12 protein-coding genes and 4 tRNA genes are annotated in these 20,893 nt (G+C 65.1%); 4 read left to right on the forward strand and 12 right to left on the reverse strand.

Annotation, left to right across the window (positions count from 1 at the left end):
* Nucleotides 1-74: 74 nt before the first annotated feature.
* A complete protein-coding gene (locus IB261_RS19270) occupies nucleotides 75-6,452 on the forward strand; it encodes a DUF5801 repeats-in-toxin domain-containing protein (protein WP_225605922.1) in 6,378 nt (2,125 codons plus the stop codon).
* Nucleotides 6,453-6,554: 102 nt separating this feature from the next.
* On the opposite strand, the gene IB261_RS19275 is transcribed toward IB261_RS19270, so the two are convergent.
* The 10 genes from IB261_RS19275 to IB261_RS19320 form a co-directional block, all read right to left on the reverse strand.
* Nucleotides 6,555-7,313 carry a response regulator transcription factor gene (locus tag IB261_RS19275; RefSeq protein WP_081518613.1) on the reverse strand — a complete coding sequence of 253 codons (759 nt, stop codon included), beginning with the start codon at nucleotides 7,311-7,313 and terminating at the stop codon, nucleotides 6,555-6,557.
* A 637-nt stretch (nucleotides 7,314-7,950) separates the two neighbouring features.
* Nucleotides 7,951-9,330 (reverse strand): TolC family protein, encoded by a 1,380-nt coding sequence (locus IB261_RS19280; protein ID WP_192224333.1) that lies wholly within the window; start codon nucleotides 9,328-9,330, stop codon nucleotides 7,951-7,953.
* Between the two features lie 2 nt (nucleotides 9,331-9,332).
* The gene (locus tag IB261_RS19285) at nucleotides 9,333-10,646 is read right to left on the reverse strand and encodes an HlyD family type I secretion periplasmic adaptor subunit (RefSeq protein ID WP_192224332.1); all 1,314 of its coding nucleotides are present in this window, start codon (nucleotides 10,644-10,646) and stop codon (nucleotides 9,333-9,335) included.
* Nucleotides 10,627-12,402, reverse strand: coding sequence for a type I secretion system permease/ATPase (locus IB261_RS19290; protein WP_192381346.1), 1,776 nt, complete (start codon nucleotides 12,400-12,402; stop codon nucleotides 10,627-10,629). The genes IB261_RS19285 and IB261_RS19290 overlap by 20 nt, the downstream gene beginning before the upstream one ends.
* 300 nt (nucleotides 12,403-12,702) lie before the next feature.
* Nucleotides 12,703-13,743, reverse strand: coding sequence for a TerC/Alx family metal homeostasis membrane protein (locus IB261_RS19295; protein ID WP_192381345.1), 1,041 nt, complete (start codon nucleotides 13,741-13,743; stop codon nucleotides 12,703-12,705).
* A gap of 34 nt (nucleotides 13,744-13,777) precedes the next feature.
* Nucleotides 13,778-14,467, reverse strand: coding sequence for an HAD-IB family phosphatase (locus IB261_RS19300; protein ID WP_192381344.1), 690 nt, complete (start codon nucleotides 14,465-14,467; stop codon nucleotides 13,778-13,780).
* Nucleotides 14,468-14,821: 354 nt separating this feature from the next.
* Nucleotides 14,822-14,897, reverse strand: a tRNA-Gly gene (locus IB261_RS19305).
* A gap of 74 nt (nucleotides 14,898-14,971) precedes the next feature.
* Nucleotides 14,972-15,047: transfer RNA gene (locus IB261_RS19310), tRNA-Gly, on the reverse strand.
* A gap of 84 nt (nucleotides 15,048-15,131) precedes the next feature.
* A tRNA-Gly gene (locus IB261_RS19315) sits at nucleotides 15,132-15,207 on the reverse strand.
* 2 nt (nucleotides 15,208-15,209) lie between these two features.
* A tRNA-Glu gene (locus tag IB261_RS19320) sits at nucleotides 15,210-15,285 on the reverse strand.
* Nucleotides 15,286-15,500: 215 nt separating this feature from the next.
* On the opposite strand from IB261_RS19320, the gene IB261_RS19325 reads away from it, so the two are divergent.
* Together IB261_RS19325 and IB261_RS19330 are read left to right on the forward strand one after the other, a co-directional pair.
* Nucleotides 15,501-16,271 carry a hypothetical protein gene (locus IB261_RS19325; protein WP_081518619.1) on the forward strand — a complete coding sequence of 257 codons (771 nt, stop codon included), beginning with the start codon at nucleotides 15,501-15,503 and terminating at the stop codon, nucleotides 16,269-16,271.
* Nucleotides 16,272-16,319: 48 nt separating this feature from the next.
* Complete coding sequence (locus IB261_RS19330; RefSeq protein WP_192381343.1) at nucleotides 16,320-16,982, forward strand: glutathione S-transferase family protein; 663 nt, start codon at nucleotides 16,320-16,322, stop codon at nucleotides 16,980-16,982.
* A gap of 59 nt (nucleotides 16,983-17,041) precedes the next feature.
* Here the strand turns inward: IB261_RS19330 and msrC are convergent, their stop codons facing one another.
* Nucleotides 17,042-17,524 (reverse strand): free L-methionine (R)-S-oxide reductase MsrC, encoded by a 483-nt coding sequence (gene msrC, locus IB261_RS19335; protein ID WP_081518621.1) that lies wholly within the window; start codon nucleotides 17,522-17,524, stop codon nucleotides 17,042-17,044.
* Nucleotides 17,521-18,417: an ATP-binding protein gene (locus IB261_RS19340; protein WP_081518622.1), complete on the reverse strand. Its 897-nt coding sequence runs from the start codon at nucleotides 18,415-18,417 to the stop codon at nucleotides 17,521-17,523. Before IB261_RS19340 ends, msrC begins: the two co-directional genes overlap by 4 nt.
* Before the next feature lie 94 nt (nucleotides 18,418-18,511).
* Here IB261_RS19340 and IB261_RS19345 point away from each other — a divergent pair, with 94 nt between their 5' ends.
* Entirely contained in the window at nucleotides 18,512-20,893 is a 2,382-nt protein-coding gene (locus IB261_RS19345; protein ID WP_412548135.1) for an ATP-binding protein, read from the forward strand.

Here is a 20,893-nt window from a genome sequence, read left to right on the forward strand (position 1 = left end):
GTCGTGGCATGTAGCAGTAAAAGGCCAGCAGTCGAGGTCTGGCCGCCACGCATGGAAATGCCCGGGAGAACATCATGACCCTCCATAAGAAGATTGCGTCGCCAACGCGCCCCACCGCAGATGACACCAACAGCCCTTCCGTTACCACCGACCAGAACGACTATGCCCCCGGCAGCACCGCCATCATCACCGCCAGCGGCTTCACCGCCGGCAGCACCGTGAAGATCGAGGTGGACCACGCCACCAGCCCCGGCGCCGACGGCGCGTGGGGTACCCCGGATGACGTGCTCAACACCAGTGCCGGTGCCGGCCACGATCCCTGGTATGTGACCGACGGCGGCGCCGGCGACCTGGACGGCCAGGTCAACGGCAGCATCACCACTTCCTGGTATGTCGACCCGGACGACTCGGCAGGGGCAAGATTCCTGCTCTCCGCTTCCAGTGACGGCGCCACGGCGACCGCCACCTTTACCGATGCCGGCCCTGTCGTGTCGGCAACCGGCGTGACCGTCTCGCTGGACGAAACCGCCGGCCTGCAGAACGCCACGGCCACCCCGAGCCCGGCGGGCGACGCCAATGACAACGATATCCTCCTCGCGTCCCTGCCTGCCGCGTTCACCGCCCGCCTGACGGCCCTGGGCGCCGGCACCGCCTCGGGCGCCGCCCTGAGCGGCTATACCGGCGCGGCCGGCAACACCGGCAGCAACGCCTTCACCATCAGCGCCGCCCCCGGCGGAGCCATCACCGACATTCTCTTCACCGGCAGCAACGGCGCGCCGCTCAACGGCCTGGACAGCGGCCTGGATACCCTCGCCGGGCAGGACATCCTTCTCTACACCGACGCCACCAACAACAACGTGCTGGTCGGGCGTGCCGGCGGTCCCGCGGGCGCCATCGTGTTCGCCGCCTACATCGAGGAAACCGGCTCGCCGGTCAGCGGCGGCAAGATCTGGACCGTGGAGTACCAGCCACTCAAACACCCGGTCACCAGCAATCCCGACGACGCTCTCGACCTGCTGAACAAGGTCTTCATCGGTACCAGCCAGGACCTGACCTTCAGCCTGGCCGACGCGCCGTCCGGGCAGAACCTGTTCCTGATGTTCACCACGGCAACGCCCACGACGGTCAATGACAACGGGGTGATCCGCATCACCGACCCGACCATCATCGCCACCGGCAGGGACCCGGCCAACCAGTCCACCGGCGCCAACATCACCACCGGCGCCAACATCACCACCGGCGACACCATCAACACCAGCCAGGCCGGCGGCCCGACCACCTTCGGCACCAACAACCAGATGATCACCGAGCAGGAAGGCATAAGGTTCACCTTCGTCACCGGCGCCCGGCAGAACGTGACCATCCCCAACCTGGACCAGAACGAAGCGGACGTTGAAGCCAACATCGACTTCACCCAGATGTTCAATGCCAAGACCGCCAGCTTCGACGTCGTGCAGCTGCAGAGCGGCAAGAGCGCCATCGTCAAACTCAGCGCCTTCAGCACCGCGGTCGAAGCGGGTAACGCCTTCATCGACGGCTATGCCGGCGACGCGACGGTCGCCATCACCAACGTCCGCGTTCTCAACAGCACCACCGGTGCGGTGCTGGAGAACTCCAACGGCTCGGTGAACGATCCGGGCATCACCATCACCATCACCGGTGGCGTGGCGACCATCACCGGTGTGCTGGCCGGCTACAAGATCGAGTACACCACCACAGCCGATCACAACCGCGTGCTGGTCGAGAACGGCTCTGCGGTCGGCGCCAAGGGAAATGACCACGCCGCCTTCGACATCGGCGGCTTCAAGCTGCTGCAGGTGTCCACCGCCACGGCGGAAATCGGCTCGAAGATGATCTTCGAGGACGACGGCCCGAGCATCAGCACCACCGGCACCGAACCCACGCTGACGGTGGACGAGTCCGTCCTCACCACCGATGCCTCGCAGAGCTTCGCCGCGAACTTCACCTCGGCCTTCGGCGCCGACGGCGCGGGCACGCTGACTTATGCGCTGAGCGTGATCGCCGGCGCCTCCGGGCTGGTCGACACAGCCACCGGACAAGCCGTGAACCTGGCCATGAACGGCGCCGTGGTGGAAGGCCGCACGGCCATCAGCAACGACCTGGTGTTCACCGTCAGCGTGGCCGCCAACGGCACCGTGACGCTGGACCAGCAGCGCGCCATCGTGCACGCCAACACCAGCAATCCGGATGACTCGAAGACCCTGACCTCCGACGACCTGGTGAAACTGACCGCGACCAAGACCGACGGTGACGGCGATAGCGCCCAGGCCACGCTGAACATCGGCCAGAACCTGGTGTTCAAGGACGACGGCCCGAACGTCAGCACCACTGGCGTCGAGCCGGTGATGACGGTGGACGAGTCGGTGCTGGCGACCGACTCCACGCAGAACTTCGCCGCCAACTTCACCTCGGCCTTCGGTGCCGACGGGGCCGGCACCCTCACCTACGCGCTGAGCGTGATCGCAGGGGCGTCGGGGCTGACCGACACGGCTACCGGCGAAGCGGTGAACCTGTCGATGAATGGCGCCGTGGTCGAAGGACGCACCGCCACCACCAACCAGTTGGTGTTCACCGTCAGCGTCGCCGCCAATGGTGATGTTACCCTCGACCAGCAGCGCGCCATCGTCCACGCCGACACCAGCAACCCGGACGACTCCAGAAGCCTCACCTCGGACGACCTGGTGAAACTTACCGCGACCAAGACCGACGGCGACGGCGACAGCGCCCAGGCCACGCTGAACATCGGGCAGAACCTGGTGTTCAAGGACGACGGACCGAACATCAGCACCACCGGCGTCGAGCCAGTGATGACGGTGGACGAAACCGTGCTGGCCACCAACGCCACGGCTAACTTCGCCGGCAACTTCACCTCGGGCTTCGGCGCCGACGGCGCGGGCACGCTGACTTATGCGCTGAGCGTGATTGCCGGTGCCTCCGGGCTGACCGATACGGCCACCGGACAAGCCGTGAACCTGGCCATGAATGGCGCCGTGGTGGAAGGCCGCACGGCCATCAGCAACGACCTGGTGTTTACCGTCAGCGTCGCCGCCAATGGAGACGTTACCCTCGACCAGCAGCGCGCCATCGTCCACGCCAACACCAGCGATCCGGATGATTCCAGGACCCTGACCTCCGACAACCTGGTGAAACTGACCGCGACCAAGACCGACGGCGACGGCGACAGCACCCAGGCCACGCTGAACATCGGGCAGAACCTGGTGTTCAAGGACGACGGACCGAACATCAGCACCACCGGCGTCGAGCCGGTGATGACGGTGGACGAATCGGTGCTGGCGACCAACTCCACGCAGAACTTCGCCGCCAACTTCACCTCGGGCTTCGGAGCCGACGGGGCCGGTACCCTGACCTATGCACTGAGCGTGATCGCCGGTGCTTCGGGGCTGACCGACACGGCTACCGGCGAAGCGGTGAATCTGTCGATGAACGGCGCCGTGGTCGAAGGCCGCACCGCTACCACCAACCAGCTGGTGTTCACCGTCAGCGTGGCCGCCAATGGCGACGTCACCCTCGACCAGCAACGGGCCATCGTCCACGCCAACAGCAGCGACCCGGATGACTCCAGGACCCTGACCTCCGACGACCTGGTGAAACTCACCGCGACCAAGACCGACGGCGACGGTGACAGTGTCCAGGCCACGCTGAACATCGGGCAGAACCTGGTGTTCAAGGACGACGGTCCGAACATCAGCACCACCGGCACCGAGCCGACCCTGACGGTGGACGAGTCCGACCTGACCGTCGACGCGACCCAGAGCTTCGCCGGCAACTTCAGCTCGGGCTTCGGCGCCGATGGAGCCGGCACCCTGGCCTATGCGCTGAGCGTGATCGCTGGAGGCTCCGGGCTGACCGACACGGCCACCGGTGAGGCAGTGAACCTGTCCATGAACGGCGCCGTGGTGGAGGGCCGCACGGTCACCACCAACCTGCTGGTGTTCAAGGTGAGCGTTGCCGCCAATGGTGACGTCACCCTCGACCAGCAGCGCGCCATCGTCCACGCCGACACCAGCAATCCGGACGACTCCAGAACCCTCACCTCGGACGACCTGGTGAAGCTCACCGCAACCAAGACCGACAAGGATGGCGACAGCGTCCAGGCCACCCTCAACATCGGCCAGAACCTGGTGTTCAAGGATGCCGGCCCGAGCATCAGCCCCACCGGCACCGAACCGGTACTGACAGTGGATGACTCGGACCTGACCACCAACGCCCTGCAGGCCTTCTCCGCCAACTTCCTCTCGTCGTTCGGCGCCGACGGGGCCGGCACCCTGACCTACACCCTGGGTTGCGTCTCGGGAGCTTCCGGGCTCACCGATACCGCTACCGGGCAGTCGGTGGTGCTCTCGCTCAATGGCACCGTGGTGGAAGGCCGCTGCGCCATCAGCAATGACCTGGTGTTCACCGTCAGCGTCAATGCCAACGGTGATGTCACCCTCGACCAGCAACGCGCCATCGTCCACGCCAACACCAGCGACCCGGATGACTCGCGGACTCTCACCTCGGACAACCTGGTGACCCTGACCGCGACCAAGACTGACGGCGACGGCGACAGCGCCCAGACCACGATCAACATCGGCCAGAACCTGATCTTCAAGGACGACGGGCCGACCATCAGCACCAATGGCAGCGAGCCGACCCTGACGGTGGACGAAACCGTGCTGGCCACCAACGCCACGGCGAACTTTGCCGCCAACTTCAGTTCGGGCTTCGGCGCCGACGGAGCCGGCACCCTCACTTACGCCCTGAGCGTGGTCGCCGGAGCGTCCGGACTGGTCGACACCGCCACCGGGCAGGCAGTCAACCTGTCGGTCAACAACGGCGTGGTGGAAGGCCGCACCGCCGTCAGCAATGTGCTGGTCTTCACCGTCAGCGCAGCCACCAACGGCGACGTCACCCTCGACCAGATGCGCGCCGTGGTCCACGCCAATGCCAGCGATCCGGATGACACCAGGACGCTCACCTCGGACAGCCTGGTGAAACTCACCGCGACCATCACCGACAAGGACGGCGACAGCGCCCAGGCCACCCTGAACATCGGGCAGAACCTGATCTTCCGCGACGACGGGCCAGCCCTGGCTTTCGGCAACATCGTCGGCACCGGCAGCACCATTGCCCAGACCGGCTACTGGGACCATGCCTTCGGTGCCGACGGCAGCAGCGCGGCAGGCCTGGATATCGTCCTGGCGAACGGGCAGTTCACCCTGGTTCGACCCAACGGCACCACTACCACCGGGACCGGCACACTCAGCGAAACGTCACCGTCGCCGGATGCCAATGGCGCCTTCCACTTCGCCGGCACCCTCACCGGTGACTTCGACAACAACGCCAGCACCGCCAACACCAGCGTCGACTACACGCTGACGGCCCTGGCCGACGGTACCTACACCCTGGACCTGGTACAGGGCTTCAGTTCGACACTGGTACTGAGCACCGCCAATGGCCAGCTCGGCGCCGGCGGCCCGGACCCGGTGCAGACCCTGACCATCGGCACCGACGCCGTGGTGTTCTTCGCGGCCAAGGCGCTGGCACCACAGACCGGCTCGAACAGCATCCTCACCGGTATCGGCCTGGGCTTGACCGACCCCACCGAGGCGCAGTTGCAGACCAATCCGCTGCCGTCCTACATCGACGACCAGAAGGCCCTCAACGTCAGTACCTCCGGCATCGGCGTGAAGAACAACGTCCTGCAGGGCAGTGGTGCCGGCATTACCGCCGGTGACGACAGCTTCGTCGCCAACCCGCAGACGCTGCTGACCTCGGTGAAGGTCTTCATCGACAACTCGGTGGGCGGCTACGACCCGACGTCGGAGTCGCTGTACTACGTCGCCTACTACGACGACGGCACGACCTCCGGCGCACCGATCAAGGTGCTGGCGGCGAACCTGCAGAACGAGTCCGGCGGGCAGAAATCCTTCACCGTGCAGACCGTCGCCGGCAAGCTGATCGACGCCATCCAGCTGACCATGGCCGAGGGCATGATCAAGGTCCCGACCATCCAGTTCATCAAGCAGGTCGAGAACCTGGCCAGTGACGTCAAGCTGTCGTTCAACGCCACGGTGACCGACAAGGACGGCGATGCGGCGACCAGCGCCTTCTCCGCCAACCTGTTCGCCAACAAGGCTGCCGGCGGGGCCTTCGACTACGTGCTGGCGGGCGTGACCGGAGCGAAAGAGGCGTTCAACATCGACCTGGCGCGCACCGAGAACAAGTACCAGGTCACCGGCTTCGACACCACGGGCCAGCGTGACAAGCTGGTCCTCAATGGCGACGCCACGTCGACCGTGCAGAGCATCGACAACAGTGGCGCCAACAGTATCGTGACGATCCACGAGACCGGCGGGCAGCTGACGACCATCACCCTGGTCGGGGTCGATATCCTCAACACCGATATCGTGCACGGCAGCGCCACGTAGTTCGCACGCGGGAAAGGTGCGGGGGTGGAGTGGAAACCACCCCCGCATCGTTTTTTCAGGACGGGGAGAACAGAGCAGGCATTCGTGCCGGCAGGTGTCGCTTCAAGTGCCTCTGAGCGAAGAGCCATTGCCCGGCGGCTGCGTCCGGTCCAGCTCCACCCAGGCGGACTCCGGCGGCTCCTCGCTGCCCGCCAGTCCGTGTTTTAGCGCGTACATCAGCAGGTCCATGCGGTTGATCAGATTGAGCTTCTGGTAGATGTTGCTCAGGTGGTTATGCACCGTGTGTTCGCTGATGCCCAGGCGCTCGGCGATGCTCATGTACTTGGCTGACGGGTCCTCGACGATGGCGCTGATCAGCTCGCGCTCGCGCAGCGTCAGCCGCGCCTGCTTGGCCTGCTCGTGGTTGCACTTGAGCGGTACATGCCCACTGGCGGCGTAGCCGGAAAGCCCACCCGCCCAGGCGCGGTCCAGGCCGATATCGCGATGGTGGACATTGACGATGGCCTGGATGATCGACTCGGTCGGGTCTTCCGCCAGCACGATGCCCCGCGCCCCCGCCTCTATCGCCTGGGCGACCGGGACTGCCTCGTACAGCCCCTTGAGCACCAGCACTTTCATCTGCGCGCTGCGGGTCAGTTCGCCGACCACCTCCAGCGGGTTCAGGGCATCGGGAAAGAAGCTGAAGAAGATCACGTCGGGACGTTGCTGGTCGGCCAGGTCCAGGGCATAGGTGTAGGTCGTGGCCTGGCCGCTGACCTCCATGCGTGGCTTCCTGGCATTGATCAGGTCGTGAAGACCGATCAGAACGAGCGGGCGGCAATCGATCAGCATCACCCGTATCGGCTTTCTGTGGTCAGACATGGCTGGCTGACCCCCTCTGCAAAAGGATTCGCGCGCTCCAGCCCATCGGTGTTGCTCTCACCGGGCCACAGCGATTGGAAGCAAGACGCAAGCGGCGAAAGGTTCTCGCGGTGCCAGCCCCGGAGCTGGCGGACAGGGACTTCTTTGGCGCGGGCATTACCTCCGCGCACCCGGCCAAAGGCGGCTTTCCCGAGCCGGGAAATGCCTTCGCGGCGGCATGAATACGAATATCTACCAACCAGTTGCACATGATGCTGTGCTCCCTCGTCCGGTCACCTGAGTCTAGGTCAGGCCGCTTCGCTACCCGTCTTGCCACCCGTCGACCAGCGGTTCGATTTCGCGGCGAACGGTCGTGCCGCTCGTCCCTGGCGACACGCTCCACACCCGGAAAATCAAAAGCTTGGAAACGCCCGCGACACTCGCTACGCAGCTGCCGATCACGGCCCGACTCGTCAATTAAACGACGAGTGGCTTGGGAGAAATCACGATAAGCACAATCTCGTCAAAATCTCGTCAATCCGGCACTTTGCGGGAGCCATACACACGCAAAGACGACGACCGGCAGCGGGGATTCTGCTGGCCGCGCACGGGCAGACGCCGGAGTTGCGAGGGCGCTCGCGCGCCCTCCAAGAGGAGATCAGGGACGCGGGAAATCCTGGCTGCCGCCGCCGGCACTGAGCCAGCTATTCACACTCTGCACACTCTCGATCGGCGGCTTGCCCGCCCAGCGGTTGAGGGTGAAGACATTGCTGAGGAACTCGTACTGGGTCTTGAGCAGGTCGCGCCGGGCGCGGAATTCGTTGCGCACCGCGGCCAGTACATCCACCGCATTGACCATGCCGTAGCCGAGCGCCTTCTCCGCCGACTCCCGCGACTTGTGCGCCGAGACCAGGGCCAGGCGATTGGCCTGGATCTTCTCGCCGTTGGAATTGGCCGTGAGGTAGGCGCTGGTGATCTCCTTGACCACCCGCCGGCGGATTTCCTCCAGTTGCTCCTCGGCCACCAGCTGGTCCTGGTACAGCCCGCGCACCCGCGCCGACGTGGAGCCGCCGCTGTAGATCGGCACCTGCAGGCCGACGCCGGCGACATAGCTGTCAGTGCGCGGCGCCAGGGAGTTGTTGTAGCCCTCGTTGGTCTGCTGCGCGCTGAGGTTCAGGCTCAGGGTCGGGTAGTGCCCGCCCTTGCCGCTACGCAGTGCCGCCTCCGCTGCCGCGACGCCACTCTCCCGTGCCTTGAGCGCCGGGTTGAGGGCAATGCCGTCGCGCACCCAGTTCTCCAGACTCTGCTCCGAGGCCTGCAGGCGCACGTCATCACGGACCCGGCTGAGCCGCTCCTTCACCGGCCGGCCGACGATCTCGGTGAGTGCTTCGCGACTGATGATCGCCTGGTTGCGCGCCTCCAGTTCCTGCGCCGCGAGCAGGTCCACCCGCGCCTGCAGGTCGAGCTGGTCGGTCACCAGGGCCAGTTGCTTGGCGTACAGCGCATTGACCCGGTCGAGGCTTTCCTGGGTGGTGCGGCGCTCGGCAATCACCAGCTCCAGCTCGTCCTCGGCGGCCAGTGCAGTGAAGTAGCGCCGCGCCAGTTCCACCGTGGCCTCGGCCTGGGCATCCAGCGCCTCGGATTCGGACTGCAGGGCCATGCTCTTGAACTTCTGGTAGTTCTCCCAGGCCGCCTTGTTGTAGAGGTACTGGCGCAGCACCAGGCTGTAGTTCTCGCTGTCGTAGCTCTCGTCGATCAGGTCATTGCGCTGGTGGATCTGGTTGGTCCCGGCGTTGACCGACAGCTGCGGCAGCAGCACGCCCATGGCCTCGCGCTGGTACTCCTTGCCCGCCTGCGCATGGGCGTAGGAAGCCAGTATCTGCGGGTCCTCCAGCCGCGCCTCGTGGTACAGGTGCAGCAGGTCGGTGGCGTCATCGGCGACACTGACTCCAGCGGGCGCCACCGTAGAGGTCTGCGCCAGAGCGGCTCCCGCCGCCAGCATCAACGCCCCCGCCAGCACAAAGGAAGATGCAGCCATGGTCATTCCTCGATCATCGATTGGGAAAGGGCGTTGCGCGCCGGCTGCATCAGGTACTGCAACAGGGTGCGTTGCCCGGTGATGATCAGCACGTCCGCCGGCATGCCCGGCAGCAACTTGCGTTCGCCCAGCGCACGGGCACCTTTCTCGGTGACCCGCACCCGCGTCAGGTAGTAGGCGGCGTTGGTCTTCTCACTGACCAGACGATCCGCCGAGACGTTGATCACCTCGCCCTCGATGACCGGAGTGGTCGCGCTGTTGAAGGCGCTGAAGCGAATGTCCGCGCGCTTGCCGATGGCCACGCGGTCGATGTCCACCGGCGGCACCTGGGCCTCGATCACCAGCTCGGACACCGAGGGCACGATGTCCAGCAGCGGCGTAGCCGGTCGCACCACGCCGCCCACGGTGTGCACCGTCATGCCGATCACCATGCCCGCGTCAGGCGCGCGAATGACGATGCGGCCCAGGCGGTCCTGCAGGGACGAGCTCTTCTCCTGCAAGTCGTAGATGCGCGTCTGCACCTCGGCCAGTTGCTTGGCGACCTCGGCGCTGAAGTCCTTGTCGATCTGCAGGATCTGCAGCTGCGTTTCGTTGATCTGCAGGCGCGTGCGGTTGATGGTGGAGCGGTGATCGGCGACTTCCGCACGGATCATCTCCAGCTTGCGCTGCTGCTCGAGCAGGCGCTGCTTGTCGACGTAACCCTGCTTGAGCAGGTCGGACAGCTCGCCGATCTCGCCGCTGTAGGAATTCGCCAGCTGGGCCTTGGCGCCGATCATCGATTGCAGCCCGTCGATCTGCTGGTTCAGCTGGCCGATGCGCTCGCGCAGCACGGAAATCTGGCCCTGCCGCGAGCCCTGGCGGGCGTTGAATACCTGCGTCTCGCTCTGCCGCGCCTCTACACCGCGGGGGCTGGCCAGATCGCCAACTCCGTCGAAATCGATCGCGGTCTGCGCATCGCGTTCGGCCTTCAGCCGCGCCTCCATGGCCTCGGCGGCGATCAGCTGGCTGCGCGTCATGTCGAACTCGAAACGCAGCTGCGCGTCGTCGAGCACGATCAGCGGGGCATCGCGTTTGACGATGTCACCGTCGTGCACCAGCACCTCCTTGACGATGCCGCCTTCAGGGTGCTGCACCGTCTTGCGGTAAGCCTGCACGGTCACCACCCCCGGCGCGTAGACCGCGCCGTCCAGCGGTGCGAATGCTGCCCAGGTGCCGAACAGCCCGAATGTCACCGCGACGATGGCCAGCCCCACGCGGCGGACCTTGAGGTCCGACACAGGCAGGTCGGCAAAGCTCTCAATGGGGTGACTGGGCATCGGCGTCATCCTTGTGGGTATCCACCGGAGCGATGCTCGCGCCCGCCGGTATGGGCCGTTGCTGCACCTGTGGCTGCTGCCTGGCGGTGAGTTCAGCCAGCACCTGATCGCGGGGGCCGTAGAGCGTGACGGTGCCGTCGTTCATCAGCATCAACCGGTCCAGCTGGGAAACGAGGTTGGTGCGATGGGTGATGACGAACACGGTCGCGCCGCTCAGTTTGAGCTGGTGGATGGCGGCCGCCAGGGCGCGATCACCGACGTCGTCGAGATTGGAGTTGGGTTCGTCGAGCACGATCAGCCGCGGGCTGCCATACAGCGCGCGGGCCAGACCGATGCGCTGGCGCTGTCCGCCCGAGAGCATCAGCCCTTCGCTGCCGATGACGGTGTCGTAGCCATCGGGCAGCAGCAGGATCATCTCGTGGACGCCGGCGATCTTCGCCGCCTGGATGACCTTCTCCGAATCCAGCTCGGTGAAGCGGGCGATGTTCTCGCCCACGGTACCCTCGAACAGCTCGATGTCCTGGGGCAGGTAGCCGATGTGCGGGCCGAGGTCGTGCTTGTTCCAGGTACTGATGTCCGCGCCGTCCAGGCGGACGACGCCATGCAGCGGCGGCCAGACGCCCATCAGCGCCCGCACCAGGGTCGACTTCCCCGCCGCACTCGGGCCGATGATGCCCACCACGCAACCGGCGGGCACGCTGAAGCTGATGTTCTTGATGATCGGCGTCATCGAGCCGGGCGCCGCGACGACCAGATTCTCCACCTGGATATGTCCTTGCGGTGCCGGCAGCGGCATGCGCTCGGGTTGCGCCTGCAGTTTTTCGAGGATGTCGTTGAGCCGGTTGTACTGCGAGCGGGCCGAGATGAAGCCCTTCCAGCTGCCGATGATCAGGTCCAGCGGCGCCAGCGCCCGGCCGAGCAGAACGGCACCGGCGAACACCATGCCCGGTCCCACCTGGTGATCCACGGCCAGGTAGGCGCCCAGCCCCAGCACCAGCGACTGCACCAGCAGGCGGAAGGTGCGGGAAATGGTGCTGATGATCGCGCCCTTGTCGCTGGCCAGGGACTGCAGCAACAGCACGCCGCGCTGCCGCGCGCCCCAGCGGTCCATCAGGGTTTCCAGCATGCCCATGGACTCGATGACTTCGGCGTTGCGCAGGTTCTTGGTGGTGTGCAGCGTCGCCGCGATGTGCTCCTTGTTGGCCTGCGCCAGGGCTGGCGCGGTGAGCTTCTCATTGATGATGGCGAGCACCAGCAGCAACACCGCGCTGCCCACCGCCACCCAGCCCAGCCAGGGGTGGAAGAGAAACATCACGGCGATGTAGATGGGCAGCCAGGGGGCATCGAAGAAGGCGAACAGACCACTGCCGGCAAGGAACTGGCGCAGGCCGGTCAGGTCGTTGAGTGGCTGCGCTGAGGTGTCCATCCCGCCGCTATGCAGCGCACGCTTGAAGCTGGCCTTGTAGACCTGGCGGCTGAGCAGCACATCGAGCCTGGTGCTGACCCGCACCAGAATGCGCGAACGGACCCATTCCAGGGAGCCGAGGGTGATCACCAGCAAGGTCATGATCAGCGTCAGCATGGTCAGCGTGGTCAGGCTGCCACTGGTGATCACCCGTCCGTAGACCTGCAGCATGTAGAAGGTCGGGACGAGCATCAGCGCGTTGATGAACAGGCTGAAGAATCCCACGAACAGGAAACTCTCGCGGCAGGCCTGCAGCGCGCTTCGAAGGCTTTCTTCAGGAGTACTTCGCATGGAAACCTCTGCTCGAGAGGCCAACCTGAGTGGAGCTTAGATCAGGCCAATTGCCGCTGTGCGGCCAATGGCCATGCCACCTGCGGCACGGAGCGAAGTCCGTGAAAAACTCGTGAAAAATCTGCGCACCCAGCGCGTTCGAGCGATCCGTGGCAGCTCATTCGAACCGCTCTACGGCGGCCCCTGGCACCAAATGAGACTGGTTCCGCCGAAACCCTGAAAAATCCGATCACCGGCTTGAGCAAACAAAAAAAGGCCCGCGGTGAGGCGGGCTTTCTGCGTAGCGGTAGTTTGTCCGGATCAGCGCTCGGAAGCCTCGGCCTGAGCGTCCTCCTTGCCCGGGAACAGCAGGCTGGCAAGTATGCCCAGCGCCAGGACCACCAGCACCACGATCAGGCTGGTATTGGCATCGATGCTGATGCCGTGGTGGAACAGATGGTCAGTGGCATTCAGGCCCAGCTTGGCGGCGATGAAGAACAGCAGAACCACCACGGCCTTCTCCAGGTGCACCAGGTAGCGCTTGAGCGCTTCCAGCACGAAGTACAGCGTGCGCAGGCCGAGGATGGCGAACAGCATGGCCGAGTAGACGATCAGCGGCTCGCGGCTGACGGCGATCACCGCCGGTACCGAGTCGAAGGCGAACAGCACGTCCGACACCTCGACTACCACCAGGCAGAGGAACATCGGCGTGGCGAACAGCGCGCCCTTGGCGGCCAAGCTGATGCCCTTGTTCTCCGGCTTTAGCACTTCGCTTTCGAGCTGCTTGCGCCCCACGAAGAAGCGGCCACCCAGCAGCTTCGGCCAGACCGGGAACAACTTGCTGGCGAAGCGGTAGGCCAGGTGCTGGGAATAGTCCTCCTCCTCGTCCTCATCGTTGCCGCCCTTGAGCATCATCACGCCGGTCCAGGCGACGATGACGGCGAACAGGACTTCCACCCAGGGGCCGAAGGCCAGCAGACCGGTGCCGATGGCCACGAAGATGGCGCGGAACACGATGGCGCCGATGATGCCCCAGTACAGCACCCGGTGGCGCAGACCGTCCGGCATCTTGAACCAGGCGAAGATGGCGATGAACACGAACAGGTTGTCGACGCTCAGCACCTTCTCCAGCGCGTAACCGGTGAGGAACAGGCTGGCCACCTGGGCCCCGTGCTGGATATAGAGGAAGCCGGCGAAGCCCAGGGAAATCGCGACCCAGAAGATCGACCAGCCCACGGCTCCAGCCAGGGAGATGGGCTTGTTGTCGCGGTGGGTCGCCATGTCCAGCAGGAGGGCAACCAGGGCCAGCCCGATGAAAACCGCCATTGTCAGTGGGGGAAAACCTATATGTGTCTGTTCCACGATTGCAGCTCTCGAAAAAGGAATGTCGATCGGATCAGGCGGCCGAGCGCGTCGGGCCGGATGTGCGCCGCCAGCGGGGATGGAAGGCCCGCCAATGCGGGTCCTGGGCGGCTCGCAGCAGGGCGTGGTCACCCTGGGTATCGCCCCAGGCGCGTAGCCGGTAATCCGTGAGGGGGCCGTACTTTGCCTGCAGGCGCAGCACCTTGTTCTCGGCCCGGCAGTTGCCGCCAACGATGCGGCCGGTGAGGCGGCCATCGACGACTTCCAGCTCAGTGCCGATCAGCCGGACGCCCAGGCGCTCGGCGAAGGGCCCCAGCACCAGTGCCGGTGACGCCGAGCAAAGGGTCACTTGCGCCCCTGACTCAAGCTCGGTGGCCACACCGCGCAACCCTTCCGGACGCAGCAGATAGCCCCAGATGAAGCGGCAGTACGCTTGCGCGCGATCCGACAGCCATTTCGCCTCGATGCCCCGCAGGAACACCGCAATCAGGCGGGCCTTGAGTTCATCGCGACTGACTCGCCGAACAAGGAATGCCAGGCTTGGCAGCAACAGGGCGGGCAGGCGCCGCAGGCATCCGAGCGTGCCGAAAGCGAACCAGAGGAACGGCAGAAAGCTGTCATGGCGGGTCAGCGTGCCGTCGAAATCGAAAACCGACAGGACACTGCCCGCGCTCGGCGGACACTCGCGGCGGCCTGATTCCAGGCGATTCAGCAACTCCACCATTCGCTCAGCAACCTCACCAGGGCGACCAGGAATTCCCGCTCATATCGCCGCCAGGCGGCACGAACGGGGCCCGCTCCATCGCGGGGCGATCGAGCGCAGGCATTCTCGGGCGCCCCTCCGGGCCGACAAACGGGATTTCCCTCAGGGGTGCGTCGGAATCTTCTTTAATGCAGGCGCGCGATGGGTTTCGCGCGGATAAGGCGCAGCCGGTTCGAGGCTCAACAGCGAGTATCGCGAAGGGAGCGTGCCGGACGGACGCCGGGGAGTGCGAGCTGGAGCGTCCCGATCATGGCGGCGGGACGCTTTTTCAGCGCACAAACGAAAACGCCGCCCTGATGGGCGGCGTTTCGATTCTGGAGCGGGAAACGAGACTCGAACTCGCGACCCCGACCTTGGCAAGGTCGTGCTCTACCAACTGAGCTATTCCCGCATCAACCTGCTGTAACCTTCAGCTTTCGCCGGAGGTTAACGAAAACGCCGTCCTGATGGACGGCGTTTCGATTTTGGAGCGGGAAACGAGACTCGAACTCGCGACCCCGACCTTGGCAAGGTCGTGCTCTACCAACTGAGCTATTCCCGCAGCAACTTGTTGCAACCTTCAGCTTTCGCCGAAGGGTAACGCCATTTCATCTTTCGGTCACCGCCGTGGCGATGATCGAGAATCTGGAGCGGGAAACGAGACTCGAACTCGCGACCCCGACCTTGGCAAGGTCGTGCTCTACCAACTGAGCTATTCCCGCAATGGCGTCCCCTAGGGGACTCGAACCCCTGTTACCGCCGTGAAAGGGCGGTGTCCTAGGCCACTAGACGAAGGGGACGCGGCCCGGAACTTAACATCTTTCCGACTTCGCCGTTCTGGCAGTTCTGCGTTTCGCGTCGAAGTGGCGCGCATTCTAGGGACGCTTTGTTAGGTCGTCAACCCTCCAGAGAAATATTTTTTAAATCAAAGACTTCTGAGTAAAAACTGAGCTGCCGCTATCAGCAGTATCACTAAGACATTACACTCGCGGAAAAACATCCGGAGCACTCCACGGTGTCGCCAATCGTCATTACGGTCCTGGTTCTCGTCGGTATCGCCCTGCTGGTCGCCATCGGCTACATCAATCACCTGGTGGAAAACCGCAAGCTGGAGCAGGCGCGCCTGAAGGCTGATCTGTCCGACCGCTGCCGGCGCTGCGCCGATGTTTCCGAGTCCCTGCCCGGCCAGTTCATGTCGCCGGCATTGAAGCTGCTGCTCAGCGGCTTCGAGCTGAACCTCAGCGAACGCCTGCTGGCCGTGGATAAACAGAACGCCGCGCTGAAACAGCGCATGGACGAGCTGCGCGGCCTGGTCGCCAAGGGCGAAGCCATCCCGGTGAAGAACGCGCCGCAGCCGATCCTCACCGAGGCCAAGGCCAAGGACGTGCGCTTCCTCTTCGAAGCACTGCATGCCCAGCTCACCCGTTGCGCCCAGGACAACATGCTGCCGCGCGCCGAGGCACAGAAGTGGGTGAAGGAAATCCGCCACCTGCTCACCCTCCTCCATATAGAGTTCTTCGGTAACCTCGGCCAGCAGGCGCTGCAGCAGGGCCAACCGCGCCAGGCACGCCTGGCCTTCGAGCGCGGCGCGCAGTACCTGCAGAAGCAGCCGGAGATCGGCCGCTACCAGGCGCAGCTCAAGCAGATGGAAGCCCAGCTGGCCCACGCCAACGCCCTGGTGCTGGAAACCTCCCAGCCCGCCCCGGATGAACCGAGCGAGCTGGGCGACGGCCTCAAGGCGCTGGACGAAGACGATATCTGGAAGAAGAAGAACCTTTACGACTGATCCATCGTCGAATCAGAACCCCGGCAACCTTCGCCCCAGGAGCCTTGCATGAGCCTCGTCGTCTTCGGCGCCCCGCTGTCCCCCTTCGTCCGCAAAGTCCGCCTGTTCGCCGCCGAAAAAGGCTTCGACTACCAGTTGGAGAACGTCAACCCGTTCAACCAGCCGGACTGGTACCGCGAACTGAACCCGCTGCGCCGCGTGCCGGCGATCCGCGACGGTGACTTCACCCTCGCCGACTCCAGCGTCATCTGCCACTACCTGGAAGACCGCGACCCGCAGCGCACCCCGCTGTGCGGCACAAGCGCCGAATCCCGCGCGCGGATCAACTGGCTGGAAAAATACGCCGACTACGAGCTGGCCCCGCTGACCACCTTCACCGTGTTCCGCAACCGTCTGCTCAAGCCGCTGATGGGCAAGGTCTGCGATGAAGTGGCGGTGAAAGGCGCCATGCAGGAGAAGCTCCCGGAGCACTTCGATTACCTGGAGAAGTGCCTGGGCGAACAGCAGTGGTTCGTCGATGACCGCTTCAGCCTCGCCGACATCGCTATCGCCTGCCAGCTGGTGAACCTGCGTCACGGCGAGGAAGAGCTGGACGCCCAGCACTGGCCAAAGCTGGCCGCGCACTTCGAGCGCACCCTGGCCCGCCCTGCCCTGGCCGAGATCGTCCAGGGCGAGCTGCAGATCATCGCCAAGATCATGGCCAAGCGCTGAAGCGGCGCCGGCCATGAAAAAGCCCCGCCTAGGCGGGGCTTTTTGTTATCGGCGAACCATCAGCAGTCAGAAAGGCGCAGGAAAATCTCCACCAGGCGCTCGATACCGGCCTGATCTTCTGCACTGAAACGGCCGACCGACGGGCTGTCCAGGTCCAGCACGCCGATAAGGCGACCGTCCTTCACCAGCGGCACCACGAGCTCGCTGTTGGAGGCGCTGTCGCAGGCGATGTGGCCGGGGAAGGCATGCACGTCTTCCACACGCTGGGTTTCACGGGTACGTGCCGCAGCGCCGCACACACCCTTGCTGAACGGAATGCGCACGCAGGCGACCTTGCCCTGGAACGGGCCAAGCACCAGCTCTTCGTTGCGGTTCAGGTAGAAGCCGGCCCAGTTCAGGTCCGGCAACTCATTGAACAGGAACGCGGAAAACTGCGAGGCGTTGGCAATGAAGTCGCGCTCATCGGCGAACAGCGACTCCGCCTGGGCGGCCAGCAGCGCGTAGCCGCCAAGGCCGGCGCCGGCCTGTTGCAGATCGATCATGGGGTGTCTCCTTCCAGCAATTGTCGGCCCACCCAGTAGCGGGCGAATTGATAGGCACAGCGGCCATTACGGTTGCCGCGTCCGAGCGCCCAGCGGATGGCTTCCTTCTCCAGTTCCTCGTCCCAGGCCCAGGCGGCGAGCCCGGACTTCTGCGCGAGCACCTCGATCCAGTGGCGCACCACACTGAGGAAGTGCTCCTGGGTGAAGGGATAGAAGGACAACCACAGGCCGAAGCGGTCGGACAGGGCGATCTTGTCTTCGACGGCTTCGTTGGGGTGCAACTCGCCGTCGACCATCTTCCAGTTCTCGTTGTCGCTCTGTTTTTCCGATACCAGATGGCGCCGGTTCGAAGTGGCGTAGAGCAGCACGTTGTCCGGGGCCTGCTCCAGCGAGCCGTCGAGTACGCTCTTGAGGACACGGAAATCGCCCTCGCCCGCATCGAACGACAGGTCGTCGCAGAACAGCACGAAGCGCTGCGGCAGCCCCTGGATCAGCTCGACCACGCGCGGCAGGTCGGCCAGGTGGTCGCGCTCGATCTCGATCAGGCGCAGCCCCTCGCCGGCCAGTTCCGCCAGCAACGCGCGCACCAGCGAGGATTTGCCGGTGCCGCGTGCGCCCCACAGCAACGCGTGGTTGGCCGGCTGGCCGGCCACGAATTGCCGCGTGTTGCGCGCCAGTTGCTCGCGCTGCCGGTCGACACCCAGAAGGTCGGCCAGGCGCAGGTCGAGGCTGACCTTCAGCGGCTGCAGGTAGCCGCTGCGGCCGTCACGGTGCCAGCGCGCCGCCAGGCTGTGCTGCCAATCCACTGTTTCGCGGACCGCGGGCAGCAACGGTTCCAGGCGCGCCATCAGCGTTTCGGCGCGGGCGAGAAAATCGTTCAGACGGGAATCCACGTGAGTCTCCAGGCTCTACAGGGGAAAATCTCCGGGCGCATGCTCGGGAATTTCTTCGCTTTCGGGCTATCCCGACAGACGGTTCCGATGGGCTATGCTACGCCGCAGGAAAGCTTCTGCGAGGCGACGCTCCGCAACCATGGATATTGCGCTCACACATCGCCTCTCGTTCAAGCAGGCCAGCCTGACGGTGCTGGTGGCGTTCATCCTGGGCACCTTGCTCAGCCTTATCCAGGTAGGCGTCGATTATGCCAGCCAGGACGCCTCCATCAACCGCGAAGTGCGCGCCCTGCTGGACGTCAGCCACAACCCCGCCGCGCGCATTGCCTATAACATCGACGCCGAGCTGGCCCAGGAACTGGTCGTGGGCCTGCTGCGTTCGCCCGCGGTGATCCGCGCCGAGATCATCGACAACGCCAACGTGCCCCTGGCCAGCGCCGACCGGCCGCCGGCCCAAAGCCACCTGCGCGGCCTCAGCGACTTCCTCTTCGGCGAGCAGCGCTCCTACGAGGAACCGCTGTTCGTCGAGCACGCCCCGGCAGAATCCCTCGGCGTGCTGCGCCTGGAGATCGACACCTTCGTCTTCGGCAACGACTTCCTGCGCCGCGCCGGGATGACCTTCCTCTCCGGCTTCGTGCGCAGCCTGATGCTCTCGCTGATCCTGCTGGTGCTCTTCTATGCGCTGCTGACCAAGCCGCTGGTGAGCCTGATCGACGCCCTCTCCCGCCACGACCCGCGCTCACCCTCGCGCCTGCGTCTGCCTTGCCCGCGCGGGCACGAGCGCGACGAGATCGGCGTGCTGGTGGAAGTCACCAACCGCCAGCTCAATCGCATCTCGGTGGAGATGGAACAGCGCCGCGAAGCCGAAGACCGCCTGACCCAGTACCTGGAAGAACTGGAAAGCATCGTCGCCGCGCGTACCGCTGAACTGAAGGCGGCCAACGCACGCCTGACGCTGTCCAACCAGGAACTGGAACAGGCGCGGCAGACCGCCCTGGCCATGGCCCAGGCGCGCGGCAACTTCCTGGCCAACATGAGCCACGAGATCCGCACCCCTCTCAACGGCCTGCTGGGCATGCTCGGCCTGGCGCTGGACGGGCCGCTGACCGCCGAACAGCACCAGCAGCTGTCCATTGCCCACGACTCGGGCAAGGTGCTGGTGGAGCTGCTCAACGACGTGCTCGACCTCTCCAAGTTCGAGGCCGGCCAACTGCAGCTGGAGCAGATTCCCTTCGATCTCGGCACCCTGGTGGAAGACACCGCCAGCCTGCTGTCGCAGAACGCCGGCCCTGCCGTGGAGCTCACCTGCCTGATCAGCCCGCAACTGCCGGCACAGCACTCCGGCGACCCGACGCGGGTGCGCCAGGTGGTCAGCAACCTGCTGTCCAACGCCCTCAAGTTCACCCGCTTCGGCCGCGTCGACGTGCGCGTCGAGCCGCTGGGAGCCGAATCCCTGCAGCAAGGCGTCCGCATCAGCGTGCGCGACACCGGCATCGGCGTGGCGCCCGAGGCCTTGCAGAAGATCTTCCAGCCCTTCACCCAGGCTGACGCCGGCATCGCCCGCCAGTACGGCGGCACCGGGCTGGGCCTGGCGCTGACACGCAAGCTCTGCGAGGCAATGAAGGGCGAGCTTAGCGTCACTTCCGAGCCGGGCCTGGGCAGCGAATTCATCGTCACCCTGCCCCTGCAGACTTTGGAGCCGGCGCAACCGCTGGCGAAGCTTAGCGGCAAGCTCATCGTGCAATGTGCCGCCAGCAGCGGGCTCGCCGCGCTGCTGCAGAACTGGCTGGCGGAATGGGGCGTGGACTACCAGCGCCTGGACATTGACGAAAGCCTCGCCGGCGTGGAGCTGGACGCACTGCTCTCGGACTGTCCGGACTGCCTGGTCGTGCTGCGCCAGAACGTCACCAAGCCGGTGCTGTTGGTCACGGCCTACGGCAACTTCCTCGAACCCGAACTGGCACAGCGCCTCGCCCCGCTGCGGCAGTTGGCGCGACCAATGTCACGCGCGGTGCTCTATCAGGCGCTGAAACAGGCCTTCGAGCACCAGCCGCCACCCTCATCGAAGGCGACTGGCGCCACCTCACAGGAGCAGTTCTCCGCCCGCGTGCTGCTGGTGGAAGACAACCCCGTCAACCAGTTGGTCGCACGCGGCCTGCTGCAGAAGCTGGGCTGCCAGGTGGGCATCGCGATCAACGGCGAGGAGGCGCTGAAGCAGCTCGAGGGTGCCGAGTTCGACCTGGTGCTGATGGATTGCAACATGCCGGTGATGGACGGCTACCAGGCCACCCGCGAAATCCGCGAGAGTGGCCGCTGGCCGGACTTGCCGGTAGTTGCCCTGACCGCCAACGCCCTGCCGGAGGAGCGCGAACGCTGCCGCGCTGCCGGCATGGACGACTACCTGGCCAAGCCCTTCCACCGCGACGAGCTGGCGGCCATTCTCGAACGCTGGGCCGGGCCACAGCCGCGCGGCTGA

Source organism: Pseudomonas sp. PDM20 (genome assembly GCF_014852575.3).
Lineage (GTDB): Bacteria > Pseudomonadota > Gammaproteobacteria > Pseudomonadales > Pseudomonadaceae > Pseudomonas.